The sequence below is a fragment of the Variovorax paradoxus genome, from assembly GCF_029919115.1.
Taxonomy (GTDB): Bacteria; Pseudomonadota; Gammaproteobacteria; order Burkholderiales; family Burkholderiaceae_C; genus Variovorax; species Variovorax paradoxus_O.
The window spans coordinates 5,659,491-5,677,056 of sequence record NZ_CP123990.1; the positions used below are offsets into that span (position 1 = coordinate 5,659,491).

18 protein-coding genes are annotated in these 17,566 nt (G+C 65.8%); 2 read left to right on the top strand and 16 right to left on the bottom strand.

Annotated features, from left to right (window positions below; translation table 11 throughout):
• Positions 1-14 precede the first annotated feature (14 nt).
• Both mltB and QHG62_RS27005 read left to right on the top strand, forming a co-directional pair.
• Positions 15-1,106, top strand: a complete 1,092-nt coding sequence (gene mltB / locus QHG62_RS27000) for a lytic murein transglycosylase B (protein ID WP_281148647.1) — start codon at positions 15-17, stop codon at positions 1,104-1,106.
• A 4-nt stretch (positions 1,107-1,110) separates the two neighbouring features.
• Positions 1,111-1,737, top strand: coding sequence for an HD domain-containing protein (locus tag QHG62_RS27005; protein WP_281148648.1), 627 nt, complete (start codon positions 1,111-1,113; stop codon positions 1,735-1,737).
• Positions 1,738-1,767: 30 nt separating this feature from the next.
• Here QHG62_RS27005 and QHG62_RS27010 read toward each other — a convergent pair whose 3' ends face one another.
• From QHG62_RS27010 to glpD, 16 genes are all read right to left on the bottom strand, one after another.
• A complete protein-coding gene (locus tag QHG62_RS27010) occupies positions 1,768-2,271 on the bottom strand; it encodes a hypothetical protein (RefSeq protein ID WP_281148649.1) in 504 nt (167 codons plus the stop codon).
• Positions 2,268-3,344 carry a beta-ketoacyl synthase N-terminal-like domain-containing protein gene (locus QHG62_RS27015; RefSeq protein ID WP_281148650.1) on the bottom strand — a complete coding sequence of 359 codons (1,077 nt, stop codon included), beginning with the start codon at positions 3,342-3,344 and terminating at the stop codon, positions 2,268-2,270. Before QHG62_RS27015 ends, QHG62_RS27010 begins: the two co-directional genes overlap by 4 nt.
• Before the next feature lie 61 nt (positions 3,345-3,405).
• A complete protein-coding gene (locus QHG62_RS27020; RefSeq protein WP_432445636.1) occupies positions 3,406-3,636 on the bottom strand; it encodes an acyl carrier protein in 231 nt (76 codons plus the stop codon).
• A gap of 41 nt (positions 3,637-3,677) precedes the next feature.
• A complete protein-coding gene (locus tag QHG62_RS27025; protein WP_281148652.1) occupies positions 3,678-4,835 on the bottom strand; it encodes an ABC transporter permease in 1,158 nt (385 codons plus the stop codon).
• A gap of 6 nt (positions 4,836-4,841) precedes the next feature.
• Positions 4,842-5,750 (bottom strand): ABC transporter ATP-binding protein, encoded by a 909-nt coding sequence (locus tag QHG62_RS27030; RefSeq protein WP_281148653.1) that lies wholly within the window; start codon positions 5,748-5,750, stop codon positions 4,842-4,844.
• Between the two features lie 294 nt (positions 5,751-6,044).
• Positions 6,045-7,025 (bottom strand): BtrH N-terminal domain-containing protein, encoded by a 981-nt coding sequence (locus QHG62_RS27035; RefSeq protein ID WP_281148654.1) that lies wholly within the window; start codon positions 7,023-7,025, stop codon positions 6,045-6,047.
• Positions 7,022-7,417 (bottom strand): hypothetical protein, encoded by a 396-nt coding sequence (locus QHG62_RS27040; protein ID WP_281148655.1) that lies wholly within the window; start codon positions 7,415-7,417, stop codon positions 7,022-7,024. Before QHG62_RS27040 ends, QHG62_RS27035 begins: the two co-directional genes overlap by 4 nt.
• Before the next feature lie 2 nt (positions 7,418-7,419).
• Complete coding sequence (locus QHG62_RS27045) at positions 7,420-8,556, bottom strand: beta-ketoacyl-ACP synthase III (protein WP_281148656.1); 1,137 nt, start codon at positions 8,554-8,556, stop codon at positions 7,420-7,422.
• Entirely contained in the window at positions 8,546-9,526 is a 981-nt protein-coding gene (locus QHG62_RS27050) for a dialkylrecorsinol condensing enzyme (protein ID WP_281148657.1), read from the bottom strand. The genes QHG62_RS27045 and QHG62_RS27050 overlap by 11 nt, the downstream gene beginning before the upstream one ends.
• A gap of 155 nt (positions 9,527-9,681) precedes the next feature.
• Positions 9,682-11,502 carry an ABC transporter substrate-binding protein gene (locus tag QHG62_RS27055; protein WP_348638675.1) on the bottom strand — a complete coding sequence of 607 codons (1,821 nt, stop codon included), beginning with the start codon at positions 11,500-11,502 and terminating at the stop codon, positions 9,682-9,684.
• Between the two features lie 92 nt (positions 11,503-11,594).
• The gene (locus QHG62_RS27060) at positions 11,595-11,903 is read right to left on the bottom strand and encodes a DUF2160 domain-containing protein (RefSeq protein ID WP_258507745.1); all 309 of its coding nucleotides are present in this window, start codon (positions 11,901-11,903) and stop codon (positions 11,595-11,597) included.
• A 1-nt stretch (position 11,904) separates the two neighbouring features.
• Positions 11,905-12,717: a carbohydrate ABC transporter permease gene (locus QHG62_RS27065; RefSeq protein WP_126749023.1), complete on the bottom strand. Its 813-nt coding sequence runs from the start codon at positions 12,715-12,717 to the stop codon at positions 11,905-11,907.
• Complete coding sequence (locus QHG62_RS27070; protein WP_281148659.1) at positions 12,714-13,604, bottom strand: carbohydrate ABC transporter permease; 891 nt, start codon at positions 13,602-13,604, stop codon at positions 12,714-12,716. The genes QHG62_RS27065 and QHG62_RS27070 overlap by 4 nt, the downstream gene beginning before the upstream one ends.
• 55 nt (positions 13,605-13,659) lie before the next feature.
• Entirely contained in the window at positions 13,660-14,730 is a 1,071-nt protein-coding gene (locus QHG62_RS27075) for an ABC transporter ATP-binding protein (RefSeq protein ID WP_281148660.1), read from the bottom strand.
• Between the two features lie 2 nt (positions 14,731-14,732).
• Positions 14,733-15,806 carry an ABC transporter ATP-binding protein gene (locus QHG62_RS27080; protein WP_281148664.1) on the bottom strand — a complete coding sequence of 358 codons (1,074 nt, stop codon included), beginning with the start codon at positions 15,804-15,806 and terminating at the stop codon, positions 14,733-14,735.
• Positions 15,806-17,479 (bottom strand): glycerol-3-phosphate dehydrogenase, encoded by a 1,674-nt coding sequence (gene glpD / locus QHG62_RS27085; RefSeq protein ID WP_281148665.1) that lies wholly within the window; start codon positions 17,477-17,479, stop codon positions 15,806-15,808. The genes QHG62_RS27080 and glpD overlap by 1 nt, the downstream gene beginning before the upstream one ends.
• Between the last annotated feature and the right edge of the window lie 87 nt (positions 17,480-17,566).

The following is a 17,566-nucleotide window of genomic DNA, read 5'->3' on the forward strand; positions in this document are numbered from 1 at the left end:
GGCACAATCGCCCCATGCGATCTTTTTTTCCTGCGCCCTTGCGCGCCGCCTCCATTGCCCTGCTGGCCGCCTGCTGCGCGTGGTCCACGGGGGCGCAAGCCCAGAAAGCGTCGGGCGCCCGCAGCGTGAAGACGGTGACCGGCAGCACGCCCTATGCCACGCGCGAGGATGCCATGCGCTTTGCCGACGAGGTGGCCGAGCGCAGGGGCCTTGACCGTGAATGGGTGCGCGCCACCATCGGCAAAGCCCGTTTCCTGCCGAACGTGCCGCGCCTGATGCTGCCCGGCCCCGTGGGCTCTGTAAAAAATTGGCAGGCCTATCGCAGCCGCTTCATCGATGCAACGCGGATCGCGGCGGGCGTGCGCTTCTGGCGCAACAACGCCGACACGCTCGCACGGGCCGAGCAGGTGTACGGCGTGCCGCCCGAAATCATCGTGGGCATCGTGGGCGTGGAAACCATCTACGGCCGCAATATGGGCAACTTCCGAGTGATCGATGCGCTGGCCACGCTGTCGTTCGACTTTCCGCAGGCGCACCCGCGCGCGGCCGAACGCGAAGCCTTCTTCCGCGGCGAGCTCGAGAGCTTCTTGAGCACCGAAAGCCGCACCTCCGAAAACCCGCTGGTGCCCGTGGGCAGCTACGCGGGCGCCATGGGCATGCCGCAGTTCATGCCGAGCAGCATCGCCAAGTACGCGGTCGATTTCGACGGCGACAACCGCATCGACCTGGTCGACAACACCGCCGACGTGATCGGCTCCGTCGCCAGCTACTTCAAGGCCTTTGGCTGGCAGCCCGGCATGCCGGCCGTCTACCCGGTGCATTTTGAAGAAGAGCGCCTCAAGAAGCCGCTGCTCCTCGCACCGGACATCCTGCCCACCTTCAGCATCGACAGCTTCGTGGCCGCCGGCGCGGTGCCTGAAGGCGAAGGCCTTCGCCACAAAGGCCTTCTCGCACTGATTGAACTGCAAAACGGGGCAGACGCGCCGCCCAGCTATGTCGCCGGCACGCGCAACTTCTACGTGATCACCCGCTATAACTGGAGCAGCTACTACGCAATGTCGGTGCTCGACCTTGGCCAGGAGGTCAAGGCCGCCATGGAGCAATGACTCCATGACGCCCGAGGCGCTGCTGAACAACTGGAGCGCCGCGTGGCGGGCACTTGGCGTGGCAATCGACGACGAAGCGCTGTGCATTGAATTGCAGCGCCGCTACAGCGAGCCGCAGCGCCACTATCACACCATGCAGCACCTGGGCGAATGCCTCGCATGGTTCGAGCAACAGAAAGAACTGGCCGAGCGCCCCGGCGAAGTGGCGCTCGCGCTGTGGTTCCACGACGCCATCTACGACGTGCATGCGCACGACAACGAGGCTCGCAGCGCCGATTGGGCACGCAGTGCGATGCTCGAGCGTGGAGCGCCCCAGGAAGCGGCTGAGCGCGTGCACGCACTGGTCATGGCCACGCGGCACGACGCCGTGCCGGAGGGCCGCGACGCCGAACTGCTGATCGACATCGACCTGTCGATTCTCGGAGCCGAGCGCGCGCGGTTCGACGAATACGAACGGCAGGTACATGCCGAATACGCCTTCGTGCCCGACGAAATTCGCCGGCCGCGCCGCCGCGCGATCCTGCAGCGCTTCCTCGAGCGAGAGGCGATCTACACCACGCCGCCGATGCATGCGCTGCTCGAAGCACGGGCGCGTGCCAACCTCGCACGGTCGATCGCAGCAGTGGATTGACCTGCCCGGCTGCGGCCGGACCGCGGTGCTTCAGGCCGGCACCAGCCGCCACCATTCGGAGCGCGGCTTTTCTCCGTTGCGCTCTTCTTCCACGATACCGACCAGGAAGCCGGCACTTCCCGCGCCTGCTCGCGAAAGCCGCAGCAGCTCCTCCGGATCGCGGCACAGTGCAAAGCGCGCGTCGCCCTGCCATTCAAGGCAACGCCCCACCTCCGCCAGCATCAGCGCGGGCTGGCTCTGCATGAAGGTGAACGGCATCAGCATGCCCGCATCGAGCTGGGCCAGCGCCGCATGCGTCGCTCCCCAGGCGCCGCGCATGCTCGACACGCGCAGCCGCGCACCGGCCGGCAAAGCCGCCTCGCCCGCCTCGTCGAGGCAGCGGCGCGCACCGTACATTGCAAGCTCGGTCCACAACCCGACGCGCCGCGGCCGGCGGCCGAGCCGGTGCGCCAGCTGGTCCCGCCAATCCGCCGGCAGCGGATCGGCGGTGAAGTGCGCGGCGACGCGCCATGCCTCCGCGGGATGGGCGCTCATGCCGTGCAATCCTGCAGCACCAGCGACGCATGCCCGCCGCCGAATCCCACCACGTTGAGCAGCATGTTGCGCAGCCTGGGCGGCGCTTGTGTGCTCAATGCGATGCCGAGCTCATCGTCGACGGCATAGCCGACGGCAGGCCAGGCGCCGGCTTCGATGCAGCCAACCAGCAAGGCGAGCTCGGCCGCGCCCGAGGCGCCCAGCGTGTGCCCGATCAGCGACTTGAGCGACACCAGCGGCGGCAGCGCGTCGAAGACCTGCTTCAGTGCCCCGGCCTCGATCGCATCGTTGACCGGGCTCCCCGCGGCCTGCACCTTGATCAGGTCGATGTCCTGCGCGCCAAGGCCGCTCTGGGCCAATGCTTCGTGGCACATCGCAACTACCGCGCTGGCCTCGGTGCCCGAAGGATTGCGCCCATCGACCACATTGGAACCACCAGCGATCCGCCAGCGCCCAGCACGCGCGCTGAGGCGCAATGCGGCCACTGCCTCACCGAGCACCAGCCCGTTGCGCCCGGCACCGAAGGGCTGCGCCCTAGCGGGTGAGAGCAGTTGCATCGCGCCGAAGCCAGCCACGGTGAAGCGGTTGCCGAGTTCGGCGCCGATCACCAGCACCTCATCGGCCTCTCCGCTTCGAATCAGGTCGCAGCCTGCGAACACGGCATTGAGCGCCGAGGTGCAGGCCGTCGAAATGGTGAACACCGGCCCCTGCCAGTCGAGTGCGCCGGCCACGAGCCCGGCAAAGTCCTGGAGATCGCCGCCCAGGCGCAGGTCTTGCACCTCTTCTTCCATGTAGCCGATGTCCAGCGACGACGATGCAACGAAGAGCGGGCACGCGGGCCCCGCTCCTTCGCCAGCCTGTGTGGCCACGCTGCGCACGGTGCGCTGCAGCCGTTCTATCCAGCTGCCCCGCTGCGGCGGCAGCGTGTAGACGGGCCATTGCACGCTTTCAGAGACGGCCACGCTTGTGGGCTGCACACCGCCGCGCGCAACTGCGGCCACGGAGGACGAGAGATCGCTGCCGAGCGCGCAGGCCAGGCCCGTGCCGGCGAGATACACGCTCTCGGCGGTCATCAGACAGCCTTCGTGCTTCGCACTGCGGCGCGAGCTTGCTTGGGGCGGCCCGGCGCGGCGCTCATGCCTTGCCCGCTTGCGCCAGGTGATTCGCCAGGTGTGCGATGGAAGTGAGAGCGCGGCGCGTTTCCTTGCTGTCGGGCATGCGCACGCCGAAGCGCTGCTGGATCGTCATGGAAACCTGCAGCGCGTCGAGCGAGTCGAGGTCGAGCCGGGACTCGGGCCCGAACAGCGGTTCGTCATCGCCAAGGCCACCTGGAGGCGCGTCCTTTTCAACGGCCTCGAGCACCATGGCCTTCAGGCTGGCAATGAATTCGGCGGAAACGGAGTCGGTCACGATGCGGGCCTGCGAAACAAGAAAACGGCGAGCAAGAACATGGCGGCCGCAAACAGCACGAGCCGGCCGACCTGCGGCAGGGTGTCGGCCACGCCGCCGCCGCGCAGCAGCACGGTAAGCAGAGCCTCCAACCCCCAGTTCATCGGAGAAATTTCGACCAGCCGCTGCATGAAGCCCGGCATGACGAACTTAGGCACCATGATGCCGCCGGCAGCCGCCATCAGCACGTTGACCATCGGCCCGATGGTCGTGGCCTGTGCATGGCTGCGCACGGCGCAGGCCAGCGCGAGCGACAGGCTCACCGCGGCCAGGCTCACGGCCGCGAGCGCAACCACCAGCGCGCTCCAATCGATCCCGGCGAGCGAAAGCGCATCGCCGCCGATCAAGGGCATCAGCCAGATGCCGGCAGCGAGCATCAACACGGCCTGCAGCGCGTTCACACCAAGGTAAGGCAAGGCTTTGGACATCAGCAGCATGGAGCGCGACACGCCCAGGCTGCGCAGCCGGCCCAGCGCGCCCGAGCCGCGCTCTTGAACGAAAAGGCTGGAGAGCGACGCCACCACGAAGAACATGCCGAACACCAGCCATGCGGGCACGTTCTGCTGCACCGATGTGGGCCGCGGTCCGGCGGCGGAATAGCGCTCGGCATTCACCAGCGCCTGGATCGAGGCGCCGGGCGGCGGACCGGAGGTGCCGGGCACCGCGAGTGCCAGGCGCGCCTTCAGCTCGCCGGACGCGCCGACGAGTTCGGCGCGCAAGGCATTAAACAGGTTGGCGTCGATGCCCGGCTCGGTCAGCAAACGGACGTGAGCCTTGGTCGAGAGCGCGGCCGATTCGAGCTCCGCCGAGAGGCCCGGCTCCAGCACGATGACGTACTTGAGCGCGCCACTGCGCAACCGCGCCTCCCAGTCGGCACCGAGCGCCTGAGGCGTACCGTGGCTGCGCTGCCAGATCTGCTGCAGCCACTGCGCTGGCGTTTCGGTGTCGCGCATGTCCACGGCATAACTCAGTTCGGCCAACGGTGGGCGATAGATGTCCTTGAGCGTGAGCGACATCAGCACGATGAAGACCATCGGCATGAGGAACAGCGCCGCCAGCCCATGCATATCCCGCACGAGTGCCAGCAGTTCCTTCTTGATGAGCGCGAAGAGCATGTGTGTTCAGTCGCGCAGGGAGCGGTGGGTGAGCGCCATGAAGAGCTGCTCCAGGTCGTGGCGGCCGAATTCCGCGTGGCGCACCTCGATGCCTTCGGCTTCCAGCGCCGCGAGCACAGGGCCGGGACCGGTTCCTTCGTGCAGGTGCACGCGCCAATGCACGCCCCCAAGCTCCACCGTTCCAAAGCGCGAGAGCATGGCCTCGTCGAGCCCGTCGGCCGCGAGCGTCAGAAGCATTGCGCTCTTCGACAACAACTCTTCAAGCGAGCCTTCACGCAGCACTCGGCCATGGTCAAGAATGGCAACCCGGTCGGCGATGGCCTCGATCTCTTCCATGTAGTGCGAGGCATAGATCACTGCGGCGCCCTGCTGCGCCAGGCTCTTGATGGCATCGAGAATGAAGGCGCGCGATTGCGGATCGACGCCCACGGTGGGCTCGTCGAACAGCATCAACTCAGGCTCCGGCAACAGCGCAATCGCAAGGTTCAATCGGCGTTTCAGGCCACCCGAGAGCCGCTCGGCCCGCACACCCGCGAACTGCTCAAGCTGCGAAAAGCGCGTGCAGGCTTCGATGCGCGTCTTCTTGCGCTCGCCAGAAAGTCCACCTGCCGCGGCAAAGCATGCGAGGTTCTCGGCCACGGTGAGCATGGGGTAGAAGGCCTGGTCCTGCGGGGCGACGGCGATGCGGGTTGGCGTCTTTGCCCTGACCTGTTGAAGCGGCTGGCCGTCGATGTGGATTTCGCCCGACTGCACTGCCAGCGCACCCGACAAGTGCGAGATCAACGTGGTCTTGCCTGCGCCGTTGGGGCCGAGCAAGCCCATCACCGAACCCCTGGGAACCGCGAGCGAGACTTCGGCCAACGCGGATGCGTCTGCATGCGGGTAGCGGTAGCTGAGGTTCTTCAGTTCGAGCATGTGGTTGTTGCTCGTTGGGGGCGCTGTTGTTTGGGGCGCTGCTGTTCCACGGCTTGTGCAAAGGCCACCGGGTACTCCCCTCCGCGAATGTCCCCCGGGCTTCGCCCTCCTCCTTTATTTCGATCAACCAGTGCTCTGTGCAACGCACCCGCTGGCGGGGTGCCTTGCGCAGCGAAATAAAGGAGGAGGCCGCAGGCCGGGACATTCGCGGAGAAAGGTACCCCGTCGGCGGGGGCGCGCCCCGAACGCCCCAGATGAAACTCATCACGGCAATCAGAAAGCCAATGCGTCATCTCAAGCAACAACAGCCTTCAGGTCGCGAAAGAAGGTCTCCTCCTGCTGCGCCTGCTCCCGCAGCTTGCCGGCCAGCGCGGCAGGATCGACCGGCTCGCGCCCCTTCACCATGCGCGCCGCCTTGAGTGCGAAAGCGCGCCAGCCGTCGCCGATGGCGATGAGCCGTTCGGACATCTGTTGCAGTTGCGGCTTGTCGAGCAGTACCGCGGCCTCTTGCAGAAAGCCGGCGTAGATAAAGCGGAAGCCTGCCCCACCGGTGCCGATCTCTTCCTGCATGCGCACCACGTGGCCGATGAAGTCGACGCTGCGCGGATCGGCCGGCGAAAGCTTCTGCATGCGGTTGGCCAGCGTGCGCATGCCGCGCACGCCGACGATGGGAATGGGGGCGAGCATGTTGCGCACGGTCTTGCGGATGGCCTTTGTGACCGAGGCTGCATCGACAGTCTTGCGCTCGATGGCTTGCGGGTAGTACATGAGGCCCTTGGGCGCGAGCACACCCTTGGCGAAGCGAGCCCGTGAGAGGTCTGCACTGGCGCAGCGCACCGGCTCTTCGAACACCGGGTCGCTGATCAGGTAGTCGTCGCCGTCTTTCCCGTACACCAGCAGGTTGTGCGCGTTGAAGTGAAAGCGCATGTTGGGCGGAAAGTACGGCAGCCAATAGACCGAGGTCTGCAAGCCCACGAGCTGCCCGTCGGCCAGGAGTGCGTCCAGGCGCTGTGCGCCGGCTTCCGGGCTGCGAAAGGTCTCGAAGCGGAATCGTGCGGCCATCGGTGCCAGCAGGCCCTTGATGATGGCCTTGGGCGGCATGCGGTACGAGATGAGCGGCAAGCCCGACAGCTTGATGAACGGCAGGTAGGCGAACGACAGGGCCGACGAAAGGCCGAGGGCCATGCTTTCGGTCATCGGCACGCCGTGGTGGCGCATCAGGTTCGAGATGACGCCGCTTTCGCAGTGTGCCGCTTGTTGGTGTTCGAATTTCACGGCAGGCCTTGCAAGGTGGAAACGGGCAGGCCCAGCGCCTCGGAGTAGCGCGCCAGGTGCTTCGCGGGCAGCGCCGCGAAATGCTTGGGCTTCAGGTGACGCCGCACGCGCCATTGCCAGAAGCCGCTGGTCTGCGAGAGCAGTGCCACGTCCATGCGGCGCTCGTACATCCAGTATTCGAGCGGCGACGCGAGCCCTTGGGCCACGCGCTCCTTTGCGGCCTGCGCCTGCTCGACGAGCACGTCGACCGCGTGGCTGGTGACGATTTCTTCCGCCTCCCAGCCGCGCGAGCGCGTGGTGACGACGCGGCCCTGCGCATCGCGCGCGTACATGAGCTTGGCGTGGCCGTCGAGGGTGGCATTGCCTTCTTGCGGAACGGCGTCGAGGTCCATGGCTAGATGGCTTCCAGGTAGATGAAACCGCTGGAGAAGCGGCCGCTTTCGGGCACGAACATCAGCAGCTTGTGGCCGGGCTTGATGCGGCCCGAACGGAACAGCTCGTCGAGCATGATGTAGGGCGATGCCGAGCCGGTGTTGCCCTTGGTCGCGAGATTGCTGAACCAGCGCTCGCGCGGAATGGCAAAACCCATGGCCTCCAGGCACTGGCTCACAGGCTCGATGAAGTAGCCGGACGAGAGATGCGGCAGGAACCAGTCGACATCTGAAGCCTTCAGGCCGCGCTTCTCGATGATGGCCGCCAGCGGCTCGCCCAGCGTGGCACGAACGATGTTCTCGTTGAGCAGGCGCACGTCCTGCTTCACGGCAAAGGTCGACTCGCGCTGCCAGTCTTCGGGCGCGGTGCGCGCCCATCCCTCCAGGCCGCCTTCGTTGTTCTTGTCGGCGCCTGCATACATGCACACCGGCAGTTCGTGGGCGGCGGAAGACAGGTCGATCCACTCCACGCGCAGCGACAGCGGGCCGCGCGGCTCTCGCTCGAGCAGCACGGCGCCTGCACCGTCGGAGAGCATCCAGCGCAGAAAGTCTTTTTCGAATGCGATTTCGGGCCGCTCCTCGAGCGCCTGCAGCTTGTGCTCCAGCTCAGCTTCGAAGCGGGAGCCGCGCATCACGGCCGAGGCGAGTTCGGACCCCGTGGCCACCGCACGCCGCGCATCGCCTGAGCGCACAGAGAGCCATGCGTGCTTGAGCGCCGTGGTGCCCGCCAGGCAGATGCCCGCGCAGGCCACCACTTCGAGCCGTGGCCAGCCAAGCTCGCCGTGCACCATCACCGCATGGTTGGGCATCAGCTGGTCGGGAAGCGACGTGCCGGTAACCAGGCAATCGACCGGACCGATGTCATCGCCCAGCGCCCGGATGGCCGAGGCCGTGAGCTGCGCGTTGCTCATGGCGAGTTGGCCGGTGGCCCGGTCGATGGCGTAGTGGCGCGACTGGATGCCGTTGCTGCGAAGAATCAGCCGCCGCGCGCGCGAAGCCTTGCCGCCGACGCGACCGAGAACGTCTTCGATGTCTTCATTGCTGACCGGGGAAAAGGGCAGAAAGGCGGCGGTGCGGGTCAGGAAGACATCAGTCGTCATAGCGGGGAAAACGGTCCGTGGCCGAGCCCGACGGGCGCTCGAAAAGAGCCGTCATTTTAGTCAGCCACCCCTTGAACAGCGGCCGCAGCAGCGCCTGGAGCGTCAAGCTCACAGGCACGACCGTGACAATGAGCACGAGGAGGAAGGCCACGTACAGCAGCAGCAAGGGCTTGCGCTGCCACGCGCCCGGCCGCCCCGCGGCCATGATCAGCTTGCCCCAGAGAAAAAAGCTGCGGGTGCCGGCCTTTTCGCTGATCAGGAGCTTTGCATTGGCCTGAACGGCCCCCATGCCGGAGAGCAGCGGCTGTGTTCCGCGTTCGAGATCGCTGTGCAGCGCCTCGCGCAGCGCACGGCCAAAACGGCCGGTACCTCGGATCTGCCCTTCGCTGAGGCCGGCGTCGGGCATGCCCCAGAAGCCGCGTTTGCGGCCCCAGATCAGCCAGGCCGGCGTGGTGAAGAAGGTGGCCAGCGTCGGCCCGGGATCGGTCAGCACCACGTTGTCGATCAGGCGGGCGCCCACGGCGTCGAGCAGGCCCTTGAGCTTTTCGTGCGCCAGCAGCCACATGTTGCGGCAGGCGATCACTGTGACGACGGGCTTGCCCTGCAGCAGTTGCGCTGCCAGCGGGTGCTTCAGGAAGGCGACGATCGGCTGCGACGGCGCCAGGAACCACACCTGGTACGGCAGGATGACCAAGTCGAACTGCTCGTCCCCAGTGAGCGAAAGCGGCGCCAGCGGCGGCGGCTTCAGGTGCGCCGATTCGGGAAAGGCGTCGAAGAAGGTCAGGAACGGCCAGGGAAACGGAAAGTCCGCCAGCGGGCGCAGCGTTTCGACATGCACGGAGATTGCCGGATCGGCCTTGAGCGGCGCGACGATCTGCTCGGCGACGCTGCCGAGCTGGCCGGTCTGCGAATAGTGAATCACCAGGACACGTTTGGGGCGCGCGGCGGGGCTGGAAATGCTTGAAGTCACTTGCTGGGGCGGAACGAGGGCCGTCGAATGTAAGCCAACCGTACGCCTGGCGCATCTGCCATTGGTCATGCCGTCGCGCCGGCCCCACGAATGGACGAAAAAAAGCCGCGCCTTTGGGGCGCGGCTCTAGAGAGACCAAAGGGAACGCCGACGGGTCAGCGCACCTTGCCTTCCTTCCAGGCGGTGAGCAGCTTGTTGTACTCGATGGTTTCACCCTTCGGCTTTTCGTTGGCCAGCTTCTTCCAGGGAGCGTGCTGGTCGCTCAGCCACTTGGCGGGATCGCCCTTCGGGTTGAGCTTGGGCGCGCACTTGTCCATGCCGGCGCGCTCCAGGCGGCCCATCACGTCGTCCATCTCGTCGGCCAGCGTGTCCATTGCCTTCTGCGGCGTCTTCTCGCCGGTGACGGCCTCGGCCACGTTCTTCCACCAGAGCTGGGCCAGCTTCGGATAGTCGGGCACGTTGGTGCCGGTCGGCGACCATGCCACGCGCGCCGGGCTGCGGTAGAACTCGACCAGGCCGCCCAGCTTGGGCGCCATGTCGGTCATCGCCTGCGACTTGATGTCCGATTCGCGGATGGGCGTCAGGCCCACCACGGTCTTCTTGAGCGACACCGTCTTGGAAGTGACGAACTGCGCATACAGCCAGGCTGCCGCGGTCTTGTTCTCGTCATGGCCCTTGAAGAACGACCACGAACCCACGTCCTGGTAGCCGTTCTGCATGCCCTGCTTCCAGTAGGGGCCGTTCGGTCCCGGGGCCATGCGCCACTTGGGCGTGCCGTCGGCGTTGACCACCGGCAGGCCCGGCTTGACCATGTCCGCCGTGAAGGCCGTGTACCAGAAGATCTGCTGCGCGATCTGGCCCTGGGCGGGCACCGGGCCGGCTTCGCCGAAGGTCATGCCGGTGGCTTCGCGCGGCGCGTACTTCTTCATCCAGTCCACGTATTTGGTCAGCGCATACACGGCCGCCGGCGAGTTGGTGGCGCCGCCGCGCGACACGGCCGCGCCCACCGGCGTGCACTTGTCGTCGGCCACGCGAATGCCCCACTCGTCGATCGGCAGGCCGTTGGGAATGCCGATGTCCGCGGTACCGGCCATCGAGAGCCATGCATCGGTGAAGCGCCAGCCGAGCGACGGGTCCTTCTTGCCGTAGTCCATGTGGCCGTAGATCGGCTTGCCGTCGATGTTCTTCACATCGACGCTGAAGAACTCGGCGATGTCCTCGTAGGCGCTCCAGTTGAGCGGCACGCCCAGGTCGTAGCCGTACTTGGCCTTGAACTTTTCCTTCAGGTCGGGGCGGTCGAACAGGTCGGCGCGGAACCAGTAAAGGTTGGCAAACTGCTGGTCGGGCAGCTGATACAGCTTGCCGTCCGGAGCGGTGGTGAACTTGGTGCCGATGAAGTCGGCCACATCGAGGCCGGGGTTGGTGAACTCCTTGCCCGGACCGGCCATGTAGTCGGTCAGGTTCATCATCTTGCCGTAGCGGTAGTGGGTACCGATCAGGTCCGAGTCCGAAATCCAGCCGTCGTAGATCGACTTGCCCGACTGCATGGAGGTCTGCAGCTTCTCGACCACGTCGCCTTCCTGGATCAGGTCGTGCTTCACCTTGATGCCGGTGATTTCCTCGAAGGCGCGGGCCAGCGTTTTCGACTCGTATTCATGCGTGGTGATGGTTTCGGAGACCACGGAGATCTCGCTCACCCCCTTGGCCTTGAGCTTTGCCGCGGCATCGACGAACCATTTCAATTCTTCGGCCTGCTGCGTCTTGCTGAGCGTCGACGGCTGGAATTCGCTGTCGATCCACTTGGCCGCCGCATCGGGCGCAGCCGGTGCCGCTACCGGAGTGGCCGCGGCGGGCGCCGCTGCCGGAGCCGGTGCAGGGGTACTTGCCGGAGCCTGGGCCGCAGGCTCGTCCTTCTTTCCGCAGGCCGACAGTGCCAGCACCATAGCGGCCGCCAGCGCGGTGTAGCGCAACTTCATGGTTTATCTCCTCGTTCCTTCGCTTCCCCGTGTGCGGCTGATTTCACCTCGGCCCCGGGGAAGCACCGGGCCGAATTGCCGGAGTACGCGAGCTAGCCCTTGCGCATGATCAGCGCGAGCACCAGCATCGAAAACACAAAGCCGATCCAGATCGAAGGCTCGGCCTGCAGCGTCATTGCGGACTTGGCCCATTCCGCAAGGCCGATGTAGATCAGGTTGATATAGGCCGCCGAGAGCAAGCCGATGAACAGCCGGTCGCCGCGCGTGGTTTCGATCGGCAGCCAGCCGCGCCGCAGCGTGGTGGGCGACTTGATCTCCCACACCGTCATGCCGACCAGCATGAGCGCGATGCAGACGAAGAACACGGCCACCGGAGTGGTCCAGGACATCCAGGCAAACATTTCAGACTCTCCCCATCGCAAAACCCTTGGCGATGTAGTGCCGCACGAACCAGATCACGATGGCCCCCGGCACGATGGTGAGCACGCCGGCGGCCGCAAGCGTAGCCCAGTCCATGCCCGATGCGCTCACCGTGCGCGTCATGGTCGCGACGATCGGCTTGGCGTTGACGCTGGTGAGCGTGCGCGCCAGCAGCAGCTCGACCCAGCTGAACATGAAGCAGAAGAAAGCCGCCACGCCCACGCCGGCCTTGATCAGCGGCAGGAAGATCCGGATGAAGAACTTCGGAAAGCTGTAGCCGTCGATGTAGGCGGTTTCATCGATCTCGCGCGGAATGCCGCTCATGAAGCCTTCGAGAATCCACACGGCCAGCGGCACGTTGAACAGCAAGTGAGCGAGCGCCACGCCCAGGTGCGTGTCCATTAGGCCCACGGTGCTGTACAGCTGGAAGAACGGCAGCAAGAACACCGCGGGCGGCGTCATGCGGTTGGTCAACAGCCAGAAGAAAACGTGCTTGTCGCCCAGGAACGAATAGCGCGAAAACGCGTAAGCCGCCGGCAGCGCCACCGTGAGCGAAATCACCGTGTTGATGCCCACGTAGATCAGGCTGTTGATGTAGCCCGAGTACCACGAGGCGTCGGTGAAGATGCGCGTGTAGTTGGCCCAGGTGAACTGCTGCGGAAAGAACGAGAAGCTCGAAAGGATTTCGCCGTTCGTCTTGAAGCTCATGTTGACCATCCAGTAGATGGGCAACAGCGCAAAAAGAATGTAGAGCAGCAGGAAGATGCTGCGCTTGCGGAACCTGCGCTCGTTCATTGCTCCACCTCCGCCTTCTGGGTACCGACGCGCTGCATCCAGTTGTAGAGGATGAAGCAGAGCAAGAGGATGATCAGGAAATAGATCAGCGAAAACGCCGCTGCCGGGCCCAGGTCGAACTGGCCGACCGCCTTCTGCGTGAGATATTGGCTCAGGAACGTCGTCGCATTGCCCGGCCCGCCGCCGGTCAGCACGAAGGGCTCGGTGTAGATCATGAAGCTGTCCATGAAGCGCAGCAGCACCGCGATCATCAGCACGCCGCGCATCTTGGGCAGCTGGATATAGCGGAACACCGCGAACTTGCTGGCGCCGTCGATGCGAGCGGCCTGGTAGTAGGCATCGGGAATCGAGCGCAGGCCCGCAAAGCACAGCAGCGCCACCAGCGGCGTCCAGTGCCACACGTCCATCATCAGCACGGTGAGCCATGCGTCGGTGGCGTCGCCGGTGTAGCTGTAGTTGACGCCCATCTTCTGCAGCGCATGGCCCAGGAGGCCGATGTCGGCGCGGCCGTAGATCTGCCAGATGGTTCCGACCACGTTCCATGGAATGAGCAGCGAAAGCGCCACCACCACCAGCACCGCCGACGACTTCCATCCGGTGGCCGGCATCGAGAGCGCGAGCGCAATGCCCAGCGGAATCTCGACCGCCAGCACCGACAGCGAGAAGCCGAGCTGTCGCCACAGGGCGGCGTGCAGCTCGCCGTCGCGCATGACGGCAGCAAACCACTCGGTGCCGACGAAAACGCGGCGCTCGGGCGAGATGATGTCTTGCACCGAGTAGTTGACGACGGTCATCAGCGGCACGATGGCCGAGAAGGCCACACAGATCAGCACCGGCAGCACCAGCCACCAGGCCTTCTGGTTGATGGGTTTGTTCACGGCGTCCATGGGGCTTCCATCTTCTGTACGGGATTGGCGCGGCCTTGTTGCGATACGTTGTTCTTCATGCAACCAGCTCCTCGTCGCGGTAATAGCAGGTGTGGGTGTCCAGCACGCGCAGCCACACGGTCTCGCCTACGGCGGGCAGCGGCGCATCGGCATGCAGGCGCGCCTTGAGCGCAGTGCCGCCAGCGTCGGCGCTCAGCATCGCGTGGGTGCCCACGTCCTGCACCTGCGTGACGGTGGCAGGCACGGCGCCCTGCGCGCGCGCTTCGACCACCCGCAGGTATTCGGGCCGAATGCCCAGCTTGATCGAGCCTTCGGGCAGCTGGCGTGTCGGCACGAGCGGCGTGCCTGCCACTTCGAGCGCGCCGTTCGTGTTGTTTGCCGCCAGGAAATTCATGCCGGGCGAACCGATGAAATGGCCGACGAAGGTGTGGGCCGGCCGCTCGAACAGCGCCTCGGCGCTGCCCACCTGCACCGCCTTGCCGCGCGTCATGACCACCACCTCTTCGGCAAAGGTGAGCGCCTCGACCTGGTCGTGCGTCACGTAGATCAGCGTGAGCTTGAGCTCGCGGTGAATCTGCTTGAGCTTGCGGCGCAGCTGCCACTTCAGGTGCGGGTCGATCACCGTGAGCGGCTCGTCGAACAGCACGGCCGACACGTCGCTGCGCACCAGCCCGCGGCCGAGCGAGATCTTCTGCTTGGCATCGGCGGCGAGGCCCGCCGCGCGCTGGTTGAGCTGGCCGCTCATGTCGAGCATTTCGGCAATCTCGCCCACGCGCTTCTTGATCTGGTCTTCAGGCACCTTGCGGTTGCGCAGCGGAAACGCGAGGTTCTCGGCCACCGTCATGGTGTCGTAGATCACCGGAAACTGGAACACCTGCGCGATGTTGCGTTCCTGCGGCGTGGCGCGTGTCATGTCGCGGCCGTCGAACTTCACTGTGCCCTGCGAAGGCACCAGCAGTCCCGAGATGATGTTCAGCATGGTCGTCTTGCCGCAGCCCGAGGGGCCGAGCAAGGCATAGGCGCCGCCGTCGCGAAAGCTCATCTGCAGCGGCAGCAACGCGTAGTCGCTGTCCTGCGTGGGGTTGGGGCGGTAGGCGTGGGCCAGGTCCAGGTCGATGCGTGCCATGACTAGTTTCCTTTGCGCCATGCCGGCGCGAGCGCCAGCTTTTCGCCGGCATCGAACACATAGGCTTGCGAGGGACTGAAGTACAGCGTGATCGACGCGCCCAATTCGAAGCGGTGCACGCCGGTGAGCTGCGCCACCAGTTCCCCGACCGCGGTATCGACGTGAACGAAGGTGTCGGAGCCGGAGATTTCGGCCAGCTCCACCTTCCCGGGCAAGGCGATGTCGCCCTCCCCCGCGCCGACATTCAATGCGCTTGCGCGCAGGCCGACGGTGACCGCGCCCGAGACGTTCTCAGGCACGGCCAGCGCCAGCGCCGGGCCGCCCGCGAGCTGCACACGGCCGGTCGTTGCGGTGCCGGACAGCAGGTTCATAGGCGGATCGCTGAAGGCGCGCGCCACGCGCAGCGACTGCGGCGCGTGAAACACCTCGGCCGTCGGCCCGTATTGCAACAGCTCGCCCGCGTCCATCACGGCCGTGTAGCCGCCGAGCAGCAGCGCCTCGCCGGGCTCGGTGGTGGCATAGATCACGGTGGAATCGCCGCTTGCGAACAGCTGCGTCAGCTCCTCACGCAGGCCTTCGCGCAGCTTGTAGTCGAGGTTGACCAGCGGCTCGTCGAGCAGCATGAGCGGCGCGTTCTTGGCCAGCGCGCGCGCCAGTGCCACGCGCTGCTGCTGCCCGCCCGAAAGCTCGGCCGGATAGCGGTCGAGGAACATGCCGATGTGCAGCTTGTCGGCCAGCTCGCGCACCCGGGCATCGACGTTCTTCTCGCCGCGCAGCTTGAGCGGCGAGGCGATGTTGTCGGCCACCTTGAGCGACGGGTAGTTGATGAACTGCTGGTACACCATGGCCACGTTGCGCTCGCGCACCGGCATGCCGGTCACGTCCTTGCCGTCGACCAGCACCTTGCCGGTGGTCGGCGTGTCGAGCCCCGCCATGAGGCGCATCAGGCTGGTCTTGCCGGCCTGCGTGGCGCCGAGCAGCACGGTGACCGCGCCGCTTCTCGGGGCGATGCTCTGCTCGTAGAGCCATGTTTGCGCGCCGACCTTCTTGGTGACGCGCTCCAGAGTCAATTGCATCAGCGCTCCCGGTTGATCGTGTTGCTGTTGTTCTTTGCATGCGCCTGCAGCCAGGCGGCCACCTGCGCGCGTTCTTCGGCCGTGTAGCGCAGGCCGAGCTTCGACCTGCGCCAGAGAACGTCGTCCGCGCTCATGGCCCATTCGCTTTCCTGCAGAAACCGCAGCTCGCGCTCATGAAGCCCCGGTGCAACGGCGTCGCCCATGTCGGCCATGGACTGCGCTTCGCCAAGCAGCTCGGCCACGCGCGCACCATAGGCGCGTGCGAGGCGCCGCGCAAGCTTGGCGTCGAGCCAGGGGTAGCGGGCCTGCACGGCGGCCACGAAGCGTTCGAAGTCGTCGTCCGGTCGCTTGGGCGCACCGATCCATCCGGAAAGATCGCCGCCCGCAAGAAAAGCGCCGTCGGTCCAGGCCGGGCGTTGCGCGTTCGGCTGGCCGAGCATCTTGCCGACCTCGTCGGCCGCGTCTTCGGCCAGCTTGCGAAAGGTGGTGATCTTGCCGCCCCACACTGACAGCAGCGGCGCTGCGGTGGTGTTGGACTCGAGCATGTAGTCGCGCGTCACGGCCGAGGGGTCGCCGGAGGCATCGTCCAGCAGCGGACGCACTCCCGAGTAGGTCCAGACCACGTCGGCCGGCACGATCGGCTTTTCGAAATAGCGGCTGGCCTGGGTGCAGAGATAGGAGATTTCTTCGTCGGCAATGCGCGCCGCGCCGGGATCGTCGGCGTTCAGCTCGATGTCGGTGGTGCCGATCAGCGTGAACTCGTCCTGGTACGGGATCGCAAAGATGATCCGCTTGTCGGGGTTCTGGAAGATGTAGGCATGGTCGTGCTCGAAGAGGCGCCGCACCACGATATGGCTGCCCTTGACCAGCCGCAGGTGCCGGGTGGCCAGCGCCTCGCCCTTGGCCGACTGCGCCACGCCGCGCAAGAACGATTCCGCCCATGGGCCCGCGGCATTGACCACGGCACGGGCGCGCACCACGCGAATGCCGCCGTCCGCGGCTTCGAGCGTGGCCGTCCAGCCTTCTGCGTCGCGCTGCGCATGGACGCAACGCGTGCGCGTCAGCACTTCGGCGCCGCGCGCCCTGGCATCGATGGCGTTGAGCACCACCAGCCGCGCGTCGTCGACCCAGCCGTCCGAATAGACGAAGCCGCGCTTGAACTGCGGCTTGAGCGGCGCACCGGCCGCGTGGCTGCGCAGGTCGATGCTGCGGGAGCCGGGCAGCACTTCGCGCTTGGCAAGATGGTCATACATGAAGAGGCCGATGCGGATCATCCAGCCCGGTCGCATCGACGGGTCATGCGGCATGACGAAGCGCAGCGGCCACATGATGTGCGGTGCGCTCTTGAGCAGCACTTCGCGCTCCTGCAGCGCCTTGCGCACCAGCGAAAACTCGTAATACTCCAGGTAGCGCAGCCCACCGTGGATGAGCTTGGTCGACGAGGAAGACGTGTGCGAGGCGAGATCGTCCTTCTCGCACAGCACCACCCGCCAGCCCCGGCCCGCCAAGTCGCGCGCAATGCCGCAGCCGTTGATGCCGCCGCCGACGATCAGCACATCGCAATCGGTTGCCGGCAGGGGCGAATTGGAGGAGAAATCGCTCACAGAAGATGGGCCCGTTGTTTCGTGACTTAGGTCACTAAAGGGAGTCATTGTATTTTCGCGTCTTTTCATTTGGATTCCTTTTGACGCGATTTTCCCCCGAGTTTTCCCTTAGTACGGTTCGTTTTCTTTCGTTTTAAAGTGACGCGGCCTGTACTC

What these genes read in the sequence shown, in the direction of transcription:
- mltB (WP_281148647.1), top strand. Translation starts at nt 15, where the DNA reads ATGCGATCTTTTTTTCCTGCGCCCTTGCGCGCCGCCTCCATTGCCCTG.
- QHG62_RS27005 (WP_281148648.1), top strand. Translation starts at nt 1,111, where the DNA reads ATGACGCCCGAGGCGCTGCTGAACAACTGGAGCGCCGCGTGGCGGGCA.
- QHG62_RS27010 (WP_281148649.1), bottom strand. Translation starts at nt 2,271, where the DNA reads ATGAGCGCCCATCCCGCGGAGGCATGGCGCGTCGCCGCGCACTTCACC.
- QHG62_RS27015 (WP_281148650.1), bottom strand. Translation starts at nt 3,344, where the DNA reads ATGACCGCCGAGAGCGTGTATCTCGCCGGCACGGGCCTGGCCTGCGCG.
- QHG62_RS27020 (WP_432445636.1), bottom strand. Translation starts at nt 3,636, where the DNA reads ATGGTGCTCGAGGCCGTTGAAAAGGACGCGCCTCCAGGTGGCCTTGGC.
- QHG62_RS27025 (WP_281148652.1), bottom strand. Translation starts at nt 4,835, where the DNA reads ATGCTCTTCGCGCTCATCAAGAAGGAACTGCTGGCACTCGTGCGGGAT.
- QHG62_RS27030 (WP_281148653.1), bottom strand. Translation starts at nt 5,750, where the DNA reads ATGCTCGAACTGAAGAACCTCAGCTACCGCTACCCGCATGCAGACGCA.
- QHG62_RS27040 (WP_281148655.1), bottom strand. Translation starts at nt 7,417, where the DNA reads ATGGACCTCGACGCCGTTCCGCAAGAAGGCAATGCCACCCTCGACGGC.
- QHG62_RS27045 (WP_281148656.1), bottom strand. Translation starts at nt 8,556, where the DNA reads ATGACGACTGATGTCTTCCTGACCCGCACCGCCGCCTTTCTGCCCTTT.
- QHG62_RS27055 (WP_348638675.1), bottom strand. Translation starts at nt 11,502, where the DNA reads ATGAAGTTGCGCTACACCGCGCTGGCGGCCGCTATGGTGCTGGCACTG.
- QHG62_RS27060 (WP_258507745.1), bottom strand. Translation starts at nt 11,903, where the DNA reads ATGTTTGCCTGGATGTCCTGGACCACTCCGGTGGCCGTGTTCTTCGTC.
- QHG62_RS27065 (WP_126749023.1), bottom strand. Translation starts at nt 12,717, where the DNA reads ATGAACGAGCGCAGGTTCCGCAAGCGCAGCATCTTCCTGCTGCTCTAC.
- QHG62_RS27070 (WP_281148659.1), bottom strand. Translation starts at nt 13,604, where the DNA reads ATGGACGCCGTGAACAAACCCATCAACCAGAAGGCCTGGTGGCTGGTG.
- QHG62_RS27075 (WP_281148660.1), bottom strand. Translation starts at nt 14,730, where the DNA reads ATGGCACGCATCGACCTGGACCTGGCCCACGCCTACCGCCCCAACCCC.
- QHG62_RS27080 (WP_281148664.1), bottom strand. Translation starts at nt 15,806, where the DNA reads ATGCAATTGACTCTGGAGCGCGTCACCAAGAAGGTCGGCGCGCAAACA.
- glpD (WP_281148665.1), bottom strand. Translation starts at nt 17,479, where the DNA reads ATGAAAAGACGCGAAAATACAATGACTCCCTTTAGTGACCTAAGTCAC.